The organism is Duganella sp. CF458, assembly GCF_900113115.1.
Classification (GTDB): domain Bacteria; phylum Pseudomonadota; class Gammaproteobacteria; order Burkholderiales; family Burkholderiaceae_D; genus Rugamonas.
Map to the genome: position 1 here is coordinate 659321 of NZ_FOOF01000001.1, position 17500 is coordinate 676820.

Sequence of the window (17500 nt, forward strand, 5' to 3'; positions counted from 1 at the left end):
TCAAAAGGCGCCTTGCGGGCGCCTTTTACCGTGTTACTGGGCGCGTTGCGCCAGGATTTCCACTGCCGGCAGGGTCTTCCCTTCCAGGAATTCCAGGAAGGCGCCGCCGCCGGTGGAGATATAGCCGATCTTCTCAGTGATCTGGTACTTGGCGATGGCAGCCAGGGTGTCGCCACCGCCGGCGATCGAGAAACCCTTGGAGCTGGCGATCGCCATGGCCAGGGTCTTGGTGCCTTCGCCGAACTGATCGAACTCGAACACACCGACCGGGCCGTTCCAGACGATAGTGCCGGCTCCGGCGATCTGGGCGGCCAGCTTGGCGGCAGTCTTAGGGCCGATGTCCAGGATCATGTCATCGTCCGCCACGTCGGCCACGTCCTTCACGGTCGCCACGGCGGTTGGCGAAAACTCCTTGGCACACACCACGTCTTCCGGAATCGGCACCTGGGCACCACGGGCAGCCATCATTTCGATGATGGCTTTGGCATCCGCCACCAGGTCGGCTTCCGCCAGCGACTTGCCGATCTTCAGGCCGGCAGCCAGCATGAAGGTATTGGCAATGCCGCCACCGACGATCAGGTTGTCGACCTTGTCGGCCAGCGATTTCAGGATCGACAGCTTGGTCGACACTTTCGAACCGGCCACGATGGCCAGCAGCGGACGAGCCGGCGCGCCCAGGGCCTTGCCCAGCGCATCGAGCTCAGCGGCCAGCAGCGGGCCGGCGCAAGCGATCGGAGCAAACTTGGCGATACCGTGGGTAGTCGCCTCGGCGCGGTGCGCGGTGCCGAAAGCATCGTTCACGTACACGTCGCACAGCTTGGCCATTTTCTCGGCCAGCGCATCGGAATTCTTCTTTTCACCCTTGTTGACGCGGCAGTTTTCCAGCAGCACAACCTGGCCGGCAGCGACTTCCACGCCATCGACCCAGTCCTGCTTCAGTTCAACCGGCTGGCCCAGCAGCTCGGACATGCGCTTGGCGATGGGCGCCAGGCTGTCCTCGGCTTTGAACTCGCCTTCGGTCGGACGGCCCAGGTGGGAAGTCACCATGACCTTGGCGCCAGCGCCCAGGGCCGCCTTAATCGCCGGAATCGAAGCACGAATGCGCGTATCTTCGGTGATATTGCCCGCATCATCCTGCGGCACGTTCAGATCTGCACGGATAAAGACGCGCTTGCCCTGCAGCGCGTTGTGCGCTACGAGGTCTTCCAGGCGGTTGAATTTCAGCATGGTTACTCAGGGGTCACAGTTGGAAAGAGCGCTATTTTACCTTAAGCCGGAGGCGCTTAGCCGCTTGTTAAGCTCGGGGAAAGCCGATATTTAATTGTCAATCCAACCATATTTCTCGCGAATGGAACGTGCGCTGCCATCCATCTCCATCTGGGCCAGCGCTTCCGCCAGGCGGGCCGCCATCTGCGGCTGGCAGGATAGCGAGCAGGCCAGGTAATTGTAGGTTGGACCCAAGGGCGGGCTGACGAAGGTCTTCGCCGCCGCTTCGGCTGACAGCAAGAGCTCCTTGCCTTCGGCGAGCGGGCCGTACCATGCGTCGATACGGTGTTGCAGCAGCATCTTGGGCGGAGTCTGCGCCTGGTTCAGCTCGCGGATTTGATCACCGCTGAAACCCTCCTCGCGCAAGATGTGCAAGCCGGCGGTCCCGCGCGACACGCCGATGGCGTGGAAGCTGGCGCGCGCTTCGCCAAAGGTGCGGACCGACTTCTTCAAAGAAAAGAAGGCGCGGTTGACTTTGGCCAGCGGAGCAATCCAGGTGTAGCGGTTTTCCCGCGGCGCCACACGGGCCAGCGGAATGATCAGCAGGTTGCGCGCAGACGGATGGGCAACGATCGCCAACGCGCGATTGCTCGGCACGACTTCCAGCCTGACGTCATAGCCCGCGCGCCTGAGCGCCTCGAGGGCAATATCGCCTGCCACGCCTTTGCGCTCCGGGTCGTTCAGCGTCAGCGGAGGCACCGCCATCAGGTACATGGTCACCTGCTCCGCCCGGCAGCCAGCGGCAACGCAGCCCAGCAGCAGTGCCAGCAACAGCTTCCCCATCTTCGCCTCCAGCGTTTACTTCATTGTAGGGCGGAAAAAGCCGTTGGCTGGAACGGTCAAGCCTTGGCGCGAAATTGGGCAGGTGCCAGGCCCAGGAGTTGGCGCATGCAGCGCGCCATATGGCTGGGATGGGCAAAGCCCGCTTCCAGCGCAATTTCGGTGTTGCTGAGTTTGCCTTGCAGCAGAAGCTGGCGAGCGCGTTCGACGCGGCAAATCAGGACGTAACGGTGCACGGGCATGCCCGCCGCATGGCGGAACAGTTCCTTGAAATGGGAAACGCTAAAGCCCGTTACTGCAGCCAATTCCACCAGGGTCAGGTCCTGGTCGAGGTTGGCTTCGACGTAATCTTGCACAGCCTGCAGTTGCCAGGCGGGCAAGGCGCGCACGGGTGCCGCGGCGGGCCGGAGGGATGCAAGCGTTTGCCGTAGCAGCAAGCGGGCCGCCAGGGCGCTGGCGAGGCTGTCCGCAAAGATGCGGCCGCCAGGGTGGCCGTCTTGCTCTTCGGCCCGCATCATCCAGCCGATGCGCTCAATTTGCGGGTCGCGGATGTGGATGGCGGGCACCAGCCCAGGATCCAAGCGCATGTGTCCGGCGGCATCCTGCAGCAGGGAGGGATTCAGGCGCAGCAGTAACGAGGTAGCGGGTGCCGTCAGCGTCCAGCGGGTGCTGGAGCCTGCAGGCACCACGCAGAACTGGCCATGCAGCCTGGCTCCCTGCCGCTCGTAACGGCCAGCGCGGTAGCTGACCGGCACCGGCGCGCCCAAATGCAGGCATAACACGTGACGATCGTCCAGCGGCGAGTCGAAGCGGCCTTGCGGGACGGGCGAAGTCAAAACGTCCAGCAGCGGCACCTCGTCCCGCACCGGGTAGCAGCTAGGTCTGGCAGTCATTGCGTCCTCATTACGTCCTCATTGCGTCCTCTCTCACAGGAACTGGGAGAGTGCGCCAGTTCTGCCCCGGGCGCAATAAAAAAACAGCCGATCGTGCTCGCCAGCGGCCGTTCATGCGCGCGACCGGCGGACGGCGCCGATAGGATGGCGAGACCACAAAGCCACCTGCATGGAGACCGCAATTGAAACGCCGAAATTTCCTTTCCCTGGCCGGCAACGCGCTGGCCGCCAGCGCCCTGACGCCGTTGTCCATCGCCGCGCCCGCCAGCCCGGCCGCCACCAGCGAAGCGGCGCAGTTCCGCGCCGCGCGCCGCTTCGCGACACTGCAATACGGCCGAATCGCCTATGTTGAACGTGGGGCTGGTCCGGCGGCCGCCCTGTTCCTGCATGGCGCCCCGCTGAACGGCTTGCAGTGGCGCGGTGCGCTGGAACGCCTGTCGCCTTACCGCCGCTGCATCGCGCCTGATTTCATGGGCCTCGGCTATTCCGAGGTGCCCGCCGGCCAGTCGCTGGCCGCCTCCGCCCAGGCCGAGATGCTGGCCGCGCTGCTCGACAAGCTGGGCACCGGCGCGGTGGACATCGTCGCCAGCGACAGCGGTGGCGCAGTGGCGCAACTCTTCCTGCTGCGCTACCCACAACGCGTGCGCAGCCTGATGCTGACCAACTGCGACATCGAGCCGCACAGCCCGCCCGCCGAAATCGCGCCAGTGCTGGAGATGGCCCGCAACGGCACCTTGGCCGACGACACTGCCAAATGGCTGACCGACAAGGCCCTGGCCCGCTCGACGTTTGGCGCCGCCGTGTTCCACAACCCGTCACAACTGACTGACGACATCATCGAGTACTACGCAGCCCCGCTGGTGAGCTCACCACTGCGCCGCACGCAGTACCACGAATTCCACAACGCCCTGTCGCCGAACCCGCTAGCCGGCATCGAAGCGCGATTGCGGCTCAGCACTGTGCCGGTACGGATGGTCTGGGGCGCCAGCGATACCATCTTTACCATGGCCGACGCACGCTATCTCGACCGGCTCTTCCCGCGCTCACAAGGCATCCGCGCCATCCCGGAAGGCAAGCTGTTCTTCCAGGAGGAATTCCCCGACATCATTGCGGAGGAAGCGCGCCGGCTTTGGAAGGCCTAATAGCGGATTTCCAGGTTGTGCCCGTCCGGATCTTCGAAGTAGCAAGCCAGCGCCAGCCCGCGCGCGCCGTACTGCGGCTGCGGCTGGCTGCTGGCGCGGTCCATATGGTTGCCGCCGAACGGAATGCGGCGCTCGCGCAGCTGCACGGTCACGCGTTCGAAGTGTGCCGGGTCGACGCGGAAAGCGAGGTGCAAATGCATGGTTGGCGGCTCCGCCAGCAAGTCCAGTGTGAAGCCCTCGCTGACGCGCACCACCTCGAACGGCCCCGCCTTGCCCTCGTGCTTAAAGCCAAGCACGTCTTCATAAAAGCGGATCGAAGCTGCCGGGTCGCTCACCCGTAAGATCATGTGGTCAAGTTCCGCCATTGTGCCTCCCAACAGTGTTATCGCGATCGCAGGAAATCCGTAGAATACATTGCCTATTGAATAAGGGGAGATCAATTTGGATCAGCGCATCATTCCAGGACTGCGGGCGGATAACTGGACGCTCGGCATGAGCGAAGACGATATCCGGGCTGCGTTCGATTACACGCCAACGCGCCAGCGCACTTGCCTGAAATATGAGCAGGTGGATTTTTTCCTCGGCAAAGGGCAGGAATTGCTGTTCATGCACCTTCACGGCGATTACGACGGCACTTTCCGGGGCATCGGCATTGGTTCGACGCTGGCCGATGTTCAAACCAAGCTTGGCCGCCCCTATTTCAGCGAGGACGGTGTTTTCAGCGTCGAAGGCTTTCCAGGCATTTCGTTCCTGCTGTCCCCGCGCAAGATGAGCAACTTCTATGGCCTCGATGATGAACCGGGGGACCCGGAAAACCTGTACGGCTACGCGCTGAAAGACCTGACGATCGAGCGCCTTGTGATCTCTTCCGGCAGTTAGCCCACTAGCAAACGAAGCGCAGTGAAACACGCCATGCCGAACACGATGGTCTCCAGCATATTGCGGCGGACCAGGTAGTAGGCGATGGCGGTGGCGCCGGCCAGCAGCTTGTAGTTGTGGAAGCTGAATTCAACCGTTCCTTGCGGGTCGAGCAGCAGGTCCGGCCCGATGATGGCGGCCAAGGCGCATGCCGGCGCATAGCGCAGCATCTCCTGCACGCGGGTCGGGATCGAGACGTGCTCGCCGATGACCCAGAACGAGGAACGCGTGACCGCAGTTGCGCAAGCCAGGGCGGCAATGGTCAGCCAGACTTCAAGATCAGACATTGGCAGCCTTTCGTCGTTCGATCATGCCTTCAACTACCATGGCGGTCACCATGCCAACCATTACCGCCGCCAGCAGGCCGAGTTTGTAGGGGAAGCCATGCGCCAGCACGGCGGTCGCGCCGGCCACCAGCGCGCCGCACAGCGCGGGGCGGCTGGCCACCATGGGCACGGTAATACAGACAATCGCCAGCGTGCCGGCAAAGCCCAGGCCCCATTCCGCGGGCACCGCGTTGCCAAGGAAAATCCCGGCAACGGAGCCGAACTGCCAGGCGAACCAGTTCGGGTACAGCAAGCCGCGCAGGTAGGACACCTTGCCTTCTGCCGGCTTTTCGGTCGGGTAGCGTTGCAGGAACAAGGCAGTCGTCATGTCGCCGGCGCCGTAGCCAAGCAGGAAGCGGCGCCACAACGGCAGCTTGGCAAAGTGCGGCGCCAGCAAGGCGGCGAAGATCACGAAACGGAGATTGACCACCACCGCCGTCAGGAAGATCACCCAGACCGGTGCGGCAGCGGCAATCAGCGGCAGCGAGGCCAGTTGCGCCGAACCGGCAAACACCAGCAGCGTCATGCCCAGCGCCTGCGCCACCGTGAGGCCGGACTTGACCATGGCAACGCCCACCACCAAGCCCCAGGCAGCGATGCCAAACAGGGTCGGGGTGCCGTCTTTCAGCCCGGCGCGCCAGGAAGGCTGGTGGTGGGCCGCGACGTCGGGCAGGCTATCTGGAGAACTCATTGGCAGGTGCACGGGAAAGCCGACATTCTACCGACGAATGCTTCTCGCTGCCGGGATGCATTAAAATCTTGGTTTTTGATCTCGCGGAGTGTTATAAAATGAGCAACGCCACCCAGCCAGTAGAACTTGATGGCAAAGACCTGCCGGCCTACTGCCCGAATCCAGCCATGCCGCTGTGGTCTTCGCACCCACGCGTGTTCCTGGACTTCAAGCATGGCGAAGCGAAATGCCCTTACTGCGGCACCCAGTACCAGCTGAAACCGGGCGCCGACGCCGGCCACCATTAATCACCCTTCCCCGGAGCCCGGATGGCAGCGCGTAAACACCAGAATGGCAGTGCGGCAGAAGTCGAAGCGGCCTTTTACGATGCCTTGAACCGGGCCGACCTGGAAGCCCTGATGGCGCTGTGGGCGGACGACGAGGAAATCGTCTGCGTCCATCCCGGCGGCCCGCGCCTGATCGGGCATGGCGCCATCCGCGATTCCTGGAGTGCACTTTTGGAACACGGCGGGTTGCAAATTCGCCCGTCCCAGCTGCATGAGACACACAACCTGATGAGTTCGGTGCATACTGTCATCGAGGGCGTCACAGCGGCAAGCGGCGAGCCGGCGCACCTGATTGCGACCAATGTGTACGTTAAGACACCGAAGGGTTGGCGCATTGTGTTGCATCATGTGTCTGTAGCGCCGGGACCTGTTCCCGTCGATCCGCGCGCTCAAATACTGCACTAAAAAAAAGGGGGATTTGGCCCGCTGGGTCGATCCCGGCCGCGCCATGAACTACATCGCCCCATTCTGGCTGCCTAGCGGCCATTTGCAGACTATCTACCCGGCTACCTGCATAGCCAAGCCCGAGGTCCGTTTCCGCCGCGAGCGGTGGCCGACGCCGGACGCGGATTTCATCGATGTCGATTTCGTCGACGGCACGCCGGGCAAGCCATTCGTGGTGCTGTTCCACGGGCTGGAAGGCTCGTCCGACAGCCATTACGCACGCGCCCTGATGGCGGAAATCACGCGCCGCGGCTGGTCCGGCGCCGTGCCGCATTTCCGCGGCTGCTCCGGTGAGCCGAACCTGGCGCCGCGCTTCTACCATTCCGGCGATTCCGGGGAACTGGACTGGATCATCCGCCGCCTGCGTCCGCACGCCACCGGCAAGTTCTACGCTTGCGGCGTGTCGCTGGGCGGCAATGTCTTGCTGCGCTGGCTGGGCGAGTCGCAGCACCAGGCCGAGTTTGTCGACGCGGCTTGCGCCGTGTCGGCGCCGCTCGACCTGGCGCAGGGCGGCACTGCCCTGTCGCGCGGCCTGAGCCGCCTGTACACGCGCATGTTCCTGCAGACGCTGAAGCCGAAATGCCTGGCCAAGCTGCAGCAATTCCCCGGCCTGTTCGACCTTGATGCGCTGATGGCGGCGCAGGATCTGCACGCCTTCGACAATCTGGTGACGGCCCCGCTGCACGGCTACCGCGATGCGGACGATTACTGGGACCGCGCCAGCGCCAAGCACGTGCTGACCGACATTACGGTGCCCACCCTGGTGCTGAACGCAAAGAACGATCCCTTCATGCCTGGCGCATATTTGCCGCGTAACGCGTCACGCCAGGTGGTGCTGGATTATCCGGAAGAAGGCGGCCATGTGGGATTTGCCACCGGCCGCATGCCGGGCAGCCTCGATTGGCTGCCGCTGCGCATGTTGAACTTCCTCACCGCGGTCGAAACTCCCGCGATGGCCGAGGCGTGAACCATGGATGACGTAGTCAAACAGGCGATGGCCAAGTGGCCCAATGTGCCGCACTGCTACGGCTGGCTGGCGCTCGATGCACGCGGCAACTGGCGCATGCGCGATGAACGCGCCCAGCATTTCAACGAGGCCGGCGACAAGCTGACCAATCCGGCGCTGGTCGGCTTCATCACCCGCAATTACCAGAGCGATGAGCAGGGCCGCTGGTATTTCCAGAACGGGCCGCAGCGCGTGTACCTGAACCTGGAAACCACGCCCTTCATCGCGCGCACCGATCCGGTCCACGGCTTTGTGCTGCATACCGGCGCACCGCTCGGCGAGATCGATGCGGCCTGGCTGACCGAGGCCGGCGAACTGCTGCTGCGCAGCGGCGGCGTGCTGGCCCAGCTCGACGACCGCGACTTCGCACAGCTGCTGCCGCAACTGGAGTTGAACGGCCGCCCGGTAGGCGACAACGCCCTGCTGGCGTGGCTGGATGCCGCGGCCAGCGATCCCGCCAGCCTGTCGCCCCTGACCTTGCGCGTCGGCGAGCGCGCAGTGCCGCTGGCCGCCATCGCGCGCGACACCGTGCCGCAAGCATTCAGTTTCGAACGCCTGCCGCAACCTTGACCGGCCGCCCGCTCCGGGGCATGATGTTACGAGAAAAACAACCCCGGAGATCTCCTGATGAAACGTGCAGCAAAGTGGCTGGGTGGTATGACGCTCGGCCTGGTCGTACTGGTACTGGCCCTGGTCGCCCACACCTGGTATTTCAAGCCCATCAAGCTGGACTGGTTCTACGCCCGCGTCTTTGCGGCCTATGCGATCGACAGCCCCGAGATGCTGTCGAGCATGCGCATCCTGCCTGGCTGGCTGGACTTCTACAGCAAGAAGCTGGATGACGCCTCCCCTGCCCACAGCGCCAAGCAGTTGGCCCAGCTCAAGCAAGACCTGGCGGTCCTGGAGAGCTACAGCACCGAAGGCCTGGATGCCGAAGGCAAGCTGTCCTACGACACGCTGCGCTTCTTCCTGAAAAGCCAGGTGGAGGGTGAACCGTTCATCGACCACGGCTTCCCGGTCAACCAGATGATGGGCGTGCAGAGCATGCAGCCGCAGTTCATGACCGACGTGCACCAGGTCACCGACAAGGGCGAGGCGGAAGCCTATATCGCGCGCCTGAACCTGTTCCCGGCGAAGTTCGGCCAGGTGGTGGAGGCGATCCGCCTCAGCGAAAGCAAAGGCATCGTGCCGCCTAAATTCACCGTCGACAAGGTGCTGGCGGAGATGAAGGCCGTTGTCGCCGCACCGGTAAAGGAAAATGTGCTGGTGACCAATATGCGCGACAAGCTGGCCAAGGTGAATGGATTGTCCGATGCCGACCGCAGCGCGCTGCTGGCACGAACCGAGAAGGCGGTGCAGGAAGCGGTTTATCCGGCATACGGCAAGCTGATTGATGCCTTCACCGCGCTGCAAGCCAAGGCCACTGCCAACAACGGCGCCTGGAGCCTGCCGAACGGCGAGGCATACTACGCCTGGGCGGTGCGCTCGCATACCACCTCGGACATGACGCCGCAGCAGGTGCATGAACTGGGCCTGGCCGAAGTGGCACGCGTAGGCGCGGAGATGGATGCCATCCTCAAGGGCGAAGGCCTGAGCGAAGGCTCGATCGGCAAGCGCGTGCAAATCCTGGCTTCGCGCCCGGAACAGCAATACCCCAATACCGACGAAGGCAAGAAAGCCATGCTGGCGCAGTACCAGGCCATCCTGGATGAAGTGAACAAGGGCTTGGGCCCGGTGTTCGACGTGCGCCCGAAACTGGGCGTTGAAGTGCAGGCAGTGCCGGTTGCGTCGCAGGCGACCGCGCCGGGCGCCTACTATATGCAGGGTTCCTTCGACGGCAGCCGTCCGGGCGTGTTCTACGCCAATATGCGCGCACCGGGTGAGACGCCGAAATTCGCCATGCGCACGCTGGCTTACCACGAGGGTATCCCGGGCCACCATTTCCAGATCGCGATCCAGCAGGAGATGACGGGCGTGCCGTTTTTCCGCAAGATCATTCCATTCACCGCCTATCACGAAGGCTGGGCGCTATACGCGGAACGGCTGGCGGCGGAGCAAGGCTTCCAGAAAACCCCGCTGGACAACCTGGGCCGCCTGCGCGACGAGATGATGCGCGCTACCCGCCTGGTGGTCGATACCGGCATCCACTACAAGCGCTGGACGCGCGAACAGGCGACCGATTACATGATGAACACCACCGGTATGGCGGAAGGCGACGTGACGGCGGAGATCGAGCGCTACTTCGTCATCCCAGGCCAGGCGCTGGCATACAAGGTGGGCATGCTGAAGATCCTCGCGCTGCGCGAACAGGCGAAGAAGGAGCTTGGCGACAAGTTCGACCTGAAGCAGTTCCACAACGAAGTGCTGGTACACGGCGCCCTGCCAATGACCCTGTTGGAAGGCGTGGTCAATGACTGGGTCGCCAAGCGGAAGGCCGCATGAACGATTTAGAACGTGCGGAAGAGCTGAACGACCAGGGCATCGCCCACCATGAGGCAGGCGATGACGAACTGGCGCTGCAGGCCTACGAGGAAGCGCTTCGCCTGAACCCTGGTGCGGCGAAAACGCTTTACAACATGGGCCTGGTCTACAAGTACCGCAATGACTGGCGCAAGTGCTTCGAATACAACCAGCGGGCATATACGCTGCGTCCGGACGATGAGGCAAGCCGCTGGAACCTGGCCATTGCGGCGACTGCGCTGCGCGACTGGGCCTCGGCGCGCAAGGCGTGGGCCGACAACGGCATCGAACTCGATGGAGTCGCTGGGCCAATCAATGGCGACTACGGCCCAACGCCTGTCCGGCTTAACCCGGACGGCGATGGTGAAGTGGTCTGGGGCACCCGTATCGACCCGGTGCGCGCGATACTGCGCAATATTCCCTATCCGGAGTCCGGCTTCCGCTGCGGCGACATCATCCTGCACGATGGCGCCGGTGTCGGTTCGCGCGTATCGCGTGGCAGGGAGTATATGGTGTTCAATGTCCTGGAACTATTCGAAGCATCGAAGCTCAGCACGTTCTGCCTGGAAGTGAAGGAAGCTACCGAACAGCAAATGGCTGCATTGGAGGCAGCATTCAATGCCGCCGACATGCCGTTTGAAGACTGGACAGCCAATGTACGTACGCTATGCAAGGCGTGCAGCGAAGGCGTTCCGCACGAGCATGCCGAGGACGACCAGCAGGCCCCCCAGTGGAATCCAACGCGGCTGGCCGGCATTGCCGCAACCTCGTTCGAAGCGATCGAAGCGATCCTCGACCAGGTCCCCGGCATCGCGCAGATGCAGGTAGAGATTTCGCTCGAGCTGGAAGCGCCGGCGGATTAATCCTTGTCTTTCTTCTTATCGCCCAGCATTTCCTTACGCTTCGCCTGCAACTCACGCTCGCGGGCGTCGATCACCGACTGGTCGTAGTAGGTCGCGTCCGGGGCTTTGCGGGCCAGCGCAAGCTGGTCCAGCGCCGCCAGCACACCGCCCAGCAGCACATACGATTCCGCCAGCGAGATGTGCTGCAGGGCGATCTTGCCTTGCTTGGCGTAGGCCTGCGCCATGTAGTCGTGCAGTTCCGGCTCGCGCCGGTACATCTGTAGCTGGTCGCGCAGGAAACGCGTGGCTTCGTCATACTTCCCGCCCTTGATCAGGGCATCGGCGTACTGCCACACCAGGCCGCGCGACAGTGGATAGCGGCCCTGCGCCTGCTTCGCCTCTTCAATGGCAGCGGCTATCACCTCCGGCTTACCCTCCTGCGCCAGCTTGATCTCGAGCGACAGATAGGCCAGCGCCGAATCGGTCGTGCCGCGCGGGATCGGGGTACTGAACGCGCCCGCGACCGGCGGCTTGTCGATGGTGGCGCGCGCCTTGTCGAGCCACTCCTGGGCGGCAGTGAATTCGGAGCGCTTGAGCGACACCATGGCCAGGCCGTACTGGCCGGCTGCCACGTTCTGGCGGCCCGGCTGCTGGATCTGGTTCCTGAACACGGCTTCGGTGTCCGACAGGCCCTTGCTGCTCTCGTCCTGCAGTACACGGGCACGGGCGCGGATCAGGTGGAAGTCCATGCCGTCGACGCGCTGGCTGAACTTCTGCTCGCGGATGCGTGCCTGGATATCGGCGATACGTTCCGTGGTCAGCGGGTGGGTCAGCAGCCAGGGCGGCATCAGGTCGCTGTACATGCGCGTGCTGTTCTGCATGCGCTGGAAGAAGGACACCATGCCGCTGGCGTCATAGCCGGCAGCATTCATGATCTGGAAACCGACGCGGTCCGCCTCGCGCTCCGCATCACGGCCAAAATTCAATTGGCGCTGGATCGCCAGCCCCTGCCCGCCCATGAATACGCCCATTGCCGCATCGGAACTGGACTTGGCCGCCAGCGCGGCCAGCAGCATTGCAGCCAGGGGGATCAAGGCATCGGTCTTCTGCGCCCCAAGCTGGCGCGCGATATGCCGCTGCGCCACGTGGCCGATTTCGTGCGACAGCACGGAGGCCAGCTCGGACTCATTCTGCGCCGCCAGCAGCAGTTGCGAGTGCACGCCGATATAGCCGCCTGGCATGGCAAACGCGTTCAGGTTCTTGTCGCGGATCGCGAAGAAATAGTATTCGAGGTTGGCGTCGCCGCGCGCGCCCGGCCGCGCATCCACCAGCTTGGTGCCGAAATTATTCAGGTATTCGATGATGGGCGGATCATCCAGGTAGTCGCGCTCGAAGCGCAGGCTTTGCATGATCTCTTCACCCAGGCGCTTCTCCATCACCGGGGACATGTCCTCGCGCGAAGCATCGCCCAGCGTCGGCAATTCGGTCTGCTGCGCCTGCCCTGCCGGGGCGGCGATCAGCAGGCCGGAAACCAGTGCCGCCAGCAAGGGGCGGCGAAAATGTAGTGCATTCACAGTGCTATCATACCCGTTCAACAAGAGAGCTACGCGATGACCGAACACCTTACTCATTTTGACGCTGCCGGCCAAGCCCATATGGTCGATGTCGGCGCCAAGGCCGAAACCCACCGCATTGCCGTCGCCACCGGCAGTATCCGCATGAAGCCGGAAACGCTGGCGCTCATTCTATCGGGAACCGCCAAGAAAGGGGACGTACTTGGCATCGCCCGCATTGCCGCCATCATGGCCTCCAAGCGCACGGCCGACCTGGTGCCCCTGTGCCACCCCTTGGCTTTGACCCGCGTCGCTGTGGACTTTACCACCGATGAACCCAGCAACACCGTGCATTGCCGCGCCCAAGTGGAAACCTACGGCAAGACCGGCGTGGAGATGGAAGCGCTGACCGCGGTGCAGGTCGGCCTCTTGACCGTGTACGACATGTGCAAGGCCGTCGACCGCGGCATGGTCATGACCGACATCCGCGTCACTGAAAAAGCGGGCGGCAAGTCCGGCGACTGGAAAGCCTGATGCTGCGCCGGGTGGCCGTGGCGGCATGCCTTGCCCTGCTCGCAGCATGCGACAGCGATAGCGGCGGACGCGGTGCGATGGCCGAGGTGGCAAATGCCGACTGGCACCGCAAAGACCTCAACGCGCACCTGTCACGCTGGCTGACGGTGGCGCCCACGCCTTCCGGCTTGCTGCAGGGGCAGTTCGATCGCAATTGGCAGGCCCCCGGCAAAGTCAGCGGCGACCTGACATTGCACAGCCGCCTGGTGTACACCATGCTGGTGGGCTACGAGGCGACTGGCGATGCACGCTACCTCGAAGTGGCAAAGCGCGGCACGGACTTCCTGCTCGCGTCTTTCCACGACCCGCTGCACGGGGGATTCTTCCAGGTTGTCGATGCGAACGGCAAGCCGGTCAGCACCACCAAGAACAGCTACGGCCATGCATTTGCATTGCTGGCACTCTCGCACGCGGCACGCGTGACGCGAGAGCCAAAATACAAGGCGGCAGCGCTGGCGGCCTGGCAGGATATCCGCCGCAACCTGCGCGAACCGGACGGCGGCTTGCGCGGCGCGGCGCCGCGCGATTTTGGACCGACTCAGGAAGGCAAGCACTCACAGAATCCCCTGATGCATATGTTCGAGGCCCAACTGGCCCTGATCGATGCCACCGGCGACCAGAACGTGTTAGCCGATACCCGCGAGCTGGGCGACTTCGTGCTGAACCGGCTCATGGTTGGCCTGCCCGACGGTGGTGCTTATATTCCGGAGTGGTATGACGCGCAGTGGAAGCCGATTACCGGCGAGGACGGTTTCACCGACCTCGGACACCAATTCGAATGGAGCCACCTGCTGCGCAGCGCGGAACAGCGTGGCCTGCCACCGATCTATGCCGACGTGGCGGACCGCTTGTTGAAGTTCGCCGTGGCGAATGGCTATGACGAACAGGATGGCGGCATCTTCAATCGCATGTCGCCCAGCGGCCGGGTCGACCGCAGCAAATACTGGTGGCAGCAGGCGGAAGGCATGAAGGCCTTCCTGGCCGTGGCCCAGCGCCCGGAGATGGCGCGGCGTTATCATGAAACGCTGGAGCTGGTGGGCAAGGAAATCATCGACCACGACAACGGCGGCTGGCGCTTCGGCGCGAAATCAACTTGCGGCGAGGGCTGCAACAAGATGCAGCCCGATCCGTACCATCTGGTGGGCCTGGACTGGGCAGTCCTATCGACAAAGCAATAGTTGGTGCGCGGCCCTATTGTACAATGGGCAATTGCTCATAAATAGACAATAACGACGATGGCGAGCGAAAACAAATTGCAGGAATATGCGTTTGAACAGATGAACCTGCAGGTCGGCGGGCGCATCCAGTTGATCACCCATCGCACCCTGCGCCCCATGCAGCATTTTTCGACCGTGATCGGCTGGGTGCGCGACGAGTACATGATCGTCAAGATCCCGATGGAGAACAACGGACCGATCTCCGTTACCGAGGGCGACAAGCTGACCGTTCGCGTATTCTCCGGCGTGAACGTCTGCTCATTCTCGACGGTCGTGCAGCGCGTCTTCCTTCGGCCGCTGATGTATGCGCATGTGGCCTTCCCGAGCGAAATCCAGGGCACCAGCCTGCGTGCCGCCATGCGGGTGAAGGTCGAGATTCCGGCCAAGATGTCGCGCGACGATGGGAGCCATGCTTCCGTGTTCCTGGTAAATCTGAGCGTATCCGGCGCACTGATCGAATCGGCCCAACCATTGAGCCGCGAGGGAGAGACGGTGCAACTGGACTTCACGCTACTGGCTCCGCCCGATGACCGGCAAGTGCGCATCAATACATCCGTGCTGGTGCGCAATGCCACAGTGGCACAATCGCAGAAGATGGACGGGAGGGATGTGTTCAGCTATGGCGTGCAATTCACCGGCCTCGATCCGGCGCACTTCACCTTGCTGCAAAACCTGACTTACGAGGCCATGCTGGCTGATCGTCAAAAAATCGTGTGAGCACAATGCTGCTGGCTTCGTGCATCGCCAGCCAGCAGCGCCGTGATACGTACCACCCCATGTTCGTCTTGGCTGCCCAGGCACCTTAAAACTCACCTTCATGACATCACGGTCACCAAGCCGTCACCTCACTGAGGCTTGACTCCGGCGTCCCAACACGCGGTGTCCTTAGCCAACCAAAGCACTCACGCGGTTTTGCAACTTTCCAAGCTGGATTGTCGCACTTCACCTTGCTGCAAAACCTGTCTTCCATATAAAAAACCGGGCCGAAGCCCGGTTTTTTTATTACTACGAGTTAGATTAAGGAGCTACGTTGTTCTTTACGACTGCAGCGTACACCGCTGGTGCGTCTGCCTCAACGATGTCGGTGGTGTTTTTCCACTTCATACTCGAATCTTTGGTATCCAGGGACGGGGCGAAGGTAATGGTCTTGCCGTCAGCTGCGGGGAAGATGCCTATAGCCAGCTTGATCTTGATTTCGCCATTGTTAACCGATTCTAGCGAAGCAACTTCCTTGGTTGGCTTGAAGTCGGCGATCTTGGTGATGCTATTGGAGCCAGCGTCGCAGTTGTCGAACACGCCGCCTGCTTCTTGAACGCACACTGCAACTGCGGCCTTGATCGAGTCGACGGCGGTAAGCGCGTTGGCGATCTTTGCTTTGCCGGTGTAATCCGAATAAGCTGGGATTGCTACAGCGGCCAAAATACCGATAATGGCCACAACGATCATCAGTTCGATCAGGGTGAAACCGGCTTGTGCTTGACGCCTAATGGATTGCATTTGGTGCTCCTTCAAGTAAATTGAGTCTGATGCGGGGGTAATAGCAATCGCCATGCCAGCTCCATCAAGGCTGCTGTTTGAGTGTCCGAATGACAGACCAGGCACCGGTTCGGAGGTACCGCTTGCGAGTTAAGTTAAAATGCCTACCCTTTGGTGCCGCGATGATTTCGGTACCATTCATTTTTTCCCACCGATGTACTAGCTTTGTCGAGCCCGTTTTCTCAGCTACTGGTTGCGAGGCAATCACACGAGCCCCCCATCAGGGTCGAGCATTTCCGTCATGTTCGACGGGATGCCCTGGACGTTTTCCCGCCCCCAGAAAAACACTGGTGCCGATGCTGGCTGACCGGCAAAAAATCGTTTGTGCAAAAAAAAACCGGGCCGAAGCCCGGTCTTTTTACTAGCTAGGTAGATTAGGTACCTACGTTATTCTTGGTGATTGCAGAGTAGACTGCTGGCGCATTTGCCTGGGCGATGTTGGTGGTGGTGTTCCACTTCACGGTCGAATCTTTAGCATCCAGGGTTGGGGTGAAGGTGATGGTCTTGCCATCTGCTTCCGAGGAAATGCCGGTGGCCAGGGTGATGGTAATGGCGCCGTCCGTCACAGAAGCAAGATTAGCTACTTCTTTGGTTGCCTTGAAGTCGCCAGTCGCAGTGATACCGTTGGAGCCGGCGTCGCAGCTATCTTTCACGCCGCCTGCTTCTTGGATGCACACGGAAACTGCGGTCTTGATCGAGTCAGCAGCGGTGATCGCGTTGGCGATCTTAGCCTTTGCGGTGTAATCCGAATAGGCTGGGATTGCTACTGCAGCCAGGATACCAATAATGGCCACAACGATCATCAGTTCGATCAGGGTGAAGCCGGCTTGTGCTTGGCGCTTAATCATTTTCACGGATTTCATTTGCAACTCCTTCAGAGAAAGAAACAAAATTGGGTGCGACACTGGAGTATCAGCAATGCGTGTGCCATCTAAATTTGTCAACAAAAAGTGCTGATTTCTGTCAGAAACTGTCAAATTTCTCCTGCTGGGATGACGTTTTTGGTCAATCGGCTTCCAAAATTTGTCAGCTCTTCAGGAGTTGGGTGCCAAAATTTGCGCCAGCTCAAGTGGCTCCTGGAGGCATATTGCGACGCCATGCTTGAACTGCGTGCTGGAAAAAAGCTTGCGTCTCTGCTGGGAGGGGACGACAAGTGATCGAAACGATCCGCCACGCAGTGGAAGAAGACGGAGGTTCGAACGTTGAAGGAGCAATGCGTGCATCGCCAGCACATTCAGGCTTTGCAGCACGCCAGCCGAGTTCTCGGCGACTGGATCGGGTTCTACAGCAACCAGCACCCGCATCAGGCGCTGGGCATAAAACACCTTCTGAGGCATCTGCTTTGGCGGCTTGAATTGGGCAGGAACCGCTGGGTCATTTCACTCGAGACTCAACCGTAAGCGTCAAGGCAGCGCCGTCTTGAGCGCCACGCTACTTTAATCGAAGATGTTCCCAACACCGCTGGGAAGCGGAGTTTAAGCGCCGGGGAGTTTGCTGGCGCAGTTCCAGGGCAGGAAGTCGTCCACC

At 61.8% G+C, this 17500-nt stretch carries 21 protein-coding genes; 12 read left to right on the forward strand and 9 right to left on the reverse strand.

Annotated features, from left to right (window positions below; genetic code table 11):
* Positions 1 to 33: 33 nt before the first annotated feature.
* The 3 genes from BM269_RS03000 to BM269_RS03010 all read right to left on the reverse strand — a co-directional run bounded on the left by BM269_RS03000 (position 34) and on the right by BM269_RS03010 (position 2939).
* Positions 34 to 1227 carry a phosphoglycerate kinase gene (locus tag BM269_RS03000; RefSeq protein WP_090435527.1) on the reverse strand — a complete coding sequence of 398 codons (1194 nt, stop codon included), beginning with the start codon at positions 1225 to 1227 and terminating at the stop codon, positions 34 to 36.
* 90 nt (positions 1228 to 1317) lie between these two features.
* Positions 1318 to 2049 (reverse strand): substrate-binding periplasmic protein, encoded by a 732-nt coding sequence (locus tag BM269_RS03005; RefSeq protein ID WP_090435528.1) that lies wholly within the window; start codon positions 2047 to 2049, stop codon positions 1318 to 1320.
* Between the two features lie 56 nt (positions 2050 to 2105).
* The gene (locus tag BM269_RS03010) at positions 2106 to 2939 is read right to left on the reverse strand and encodes a helix-turn-helix domain-containing protein (RefSeq protein WP_090435529.1); all 834 of its coding nucleotides are present in this window, start codon (positions 2937 to 2939) and stop codon (positions 2106 to 2108) included.
* Positions 2940 to 3121: 182 nt separating this feature from the next.
* Here BM269_RS03010 and BM269_RS03015 point away from each other — a divergent pair, with 182 nt between their 5' ends.
* Positions 3122 to 4081: an alpha/beta fold hydrolase gene (locus BM269_RS03015; RefSeq protein WP_090435530.1), complete on the forward strand. Its 960-nt coding sequence runs from the start codon at positions 3122 to 3124 to the stop codon at positions 4079 to 4081.
* Here the strand turns inward: BM269_RS03015 and BM269_RS03020 are convergent.
* Complete coding sequence (locus tag BM269_RS03020) at positions 4078 to 4446, reverse strand: VOC family protein (protein ID WP_090435531.1); 369 nt, start codon at positions 4444 to 4446, stop codon at positions 4078 to 4080. The genes BM269_RS03015 and BM269_RS03020 overlap by 4 nt on opposite strands.
* 76 nt (positions 4447 to 4522) lie before the next feature.
* On the opposite strand from BM269_RS03020, the gene BM269_RS03025 reads away from it, so the two are divergent.
* Entirely contained in the window at positions 4523 to 4960 is a 438-nt protein-coding gene (locus BM269_RS03025; RefSeq protein WP_090435532.1) for a hypothetical protein, read from the forward strand.
* Here the strand turns inward: BM269_RS03025 and BM269_RS03030 are convergent.
* Positions 4957 to 5286: an AzlD domain-containing protein gene (locus tag BM269_RS03030; protein WP_090435533.1), complete on the reverse strand. Its 330-nt coding sequence runs from the start codon at positions 5284 to 5286 to the stop codon at positions 4957 to 4959. The genes BM269_RS03025 and BM269_RS03030 overlap by 4 nt on opposite strands.
* A complete protein-coding gene (locus BM269_RS03035; protein ID WP_090435534.1) occupies positions 5279 to 6016 on the reverse strand; it encodes an AzlC family ABC transporter permease in 738 nt (245 codons plus the stop codon). Before BM269_RS03035 ends, BM269_RS03030 begins: the two co-directional genes overlap by 8 nt.
* A gap of 98 nt (positions 6017 to 6114) precedes the next feature.
* Between BM269_RS03035 and BM269_RS03040 the strand changes: the two genes are divergently transcribed.
* From BM269_RS03040 to BM269_RS03065, 6 genes are read left to right on the forward strand one after another with little or no spacing between them, the layout of a single operon-like run.
* Complete coding sequence (locus tag BM269_RS03040) at positions 6115 to 6303, forward strand: zinc-finger domain-containing protein (protein ID WP_090435535.1); 189 nt, start codon at positions 6115 to 6117, stop codon at positions 6301 to 6303.
* Positions 6304 to 6324: 21 nt separating this feature from the next.
* Positions 6325 to 6747: a YybH family protein gene (locus BM269_RS03045; RefSeq protein WP_090435536.1), complete on the forward strand. Its 423-nt coding sequence runs from the start codon at positions 6325 to 6327 to the stop codon at positions 6745 to 6747.
* A gap of 43 nt (positions 6748 to 6790) precedes the next feature.
* Entirely contained in the window at positions 6791 to 7753 is a 963-nt protein-coding gene (locus BM269_RS03050; RefSeq protein WP_090435594.1) for a YheT family hydrolase, read from the forward strand.
* 3 nt (positions 7754 to 7756) lie between these two features.
* Complete coding sequence (locus BM269_RS03055) at positions 7757 to 8362, forward strand: DUF2946 family protein (RefSeq protein ID WP_090435537.1); 606 nt, start codon at positions 7757 to 7759, stop codon at positions 8360 to 8362.
* 57 nt (positions 8363 to 8419) lie between these two features.
* Positions 8420 to 10234: a DUF885 domain-containing protein gene (locus tag BM269_RS03060; protein WP_229204470.1), complete on the forward strand. Its 1815-nt coding sequence runs from the start codon at positions 8420 to 8422 to the stop codon at positions 10232 to 10234.
* Positions 10231 to 11115, forward strand: a complete 885-nt coding sequence (locus BM269_RS03065) for a tetratricopeptide repeat protein (RefSeq protein ID WP_090435539.1) — start codon at positions 10231 to 10233, stop codon at positions 11113 to 11115. The genes BM269_RS03060 and BM269_RS03065 overlap by 4 nt, the downstream gene beginning before the upstream one ends.
* Here the strand turns inward: BM269_RS03065 and BM269_RS03070 are convergent.
* Positions 11112 to 12668, reverse strand: a complete 1557-nt coding sequence (locus tag BM269_RS03070; RefSeq protein ID WP_229204471.1) for a beta-barrel assembly-enhancing protease — start codon at positions 12666 to 12668, stop codon at positions 11112 to 11114. The two genes, BM269_RS03065 and BM269_RS03070, sit on opposite strands and share 4 nt — an antisense overlap.
* Positions 12669 to 12704: 36 nt before the next feature.
* On the opposite strand from BM269_RS03070, the gene moaC reads away from it, so the two are divergent.
* From moaC to BM269_RS03085, 3 genes are read left to right on the forward strand one after another with little or no spacing between them, the layout of a single operon-like run.
* Positions 12705 to 13181, forward strand: a complete 477-nt coding sequence (gene moaC, locus BM269_RS03075; RefSeq protein WP_090435596.1) for a cyclic pyranopterin monophosphate synthase MoaC — start codon at positions 12705 to 12707, stop codon at positions 13179 to 13181.
* Positions 13181 to 14398: an AGE family epimerase/isomerase gene (locus tag BM269_RS03080; protein ID WP_090435540.1), complete on the forward strand. Its 1218-nt coding sequence runs from the start codon at positions 13181 to 13183 to the stop codon at positions 14396 to 14398. The genes moaC and BM269_RS03080 overlap by 1 nt, the downstream gene beginning before the upstream one ends.
* A gap of 57 nt (positions 14399 to 14455) precedes the next feature.
* Positions 14456 to 15154: a flagellar brake protein gene (locus tag BM269_RS03085; protein ID WP_090435541.1), complete on the forward strand. Its 699-nt coding sequence runs from the start codon at positions 14456 to 14458 to the stop codon at positions 15152 to 15154.
* Between the two features lie 300 nt (positions 15155 to 15454).
* On the opposite strand, the gene BM269_RS03090 is transcribed toward BM269_RS03085, so the two are convergent.
* The gene (locus BM269_RS03090; protein WP_090435542.1) at positions 15455 to 15934 is read right to left on the reverse strand and encodes a pilin; all 480 of its coding nucleotides are present in this window, start codon (positions 15932 to 15934) and stop codon (positions 15455 to 15457) included.
* 413 nt (positions 15935 to 16347) lie between these two features.
* Positions 16348 to 16836, reverse strand: a complete 489-nt coding sequence (locus tag BM269_RS03095; protein WP_090435543.1) for a pilin — start codon at positions 16834 to 16836, stop codon at positions 16348 to 16350.
* Between the two features lie 354 nt (positions 16837 to 17190).
* On the opposite strand from BM269_RS03095, the gene BM269_RS29620 reads away from it, so the two are divergent.
* Positions 17191 to 17373, forward strand: a complete 183-nt coding sequence (locus BM269_RS29620) for a hypothetical protein (RefSeq protein WP_211482653.1) — start codon at positions 17191 to 17193, stop codon at positions 17371 to 17373.
* Positions 17374 to 17500: the final 127 nt, after the last annotated feature.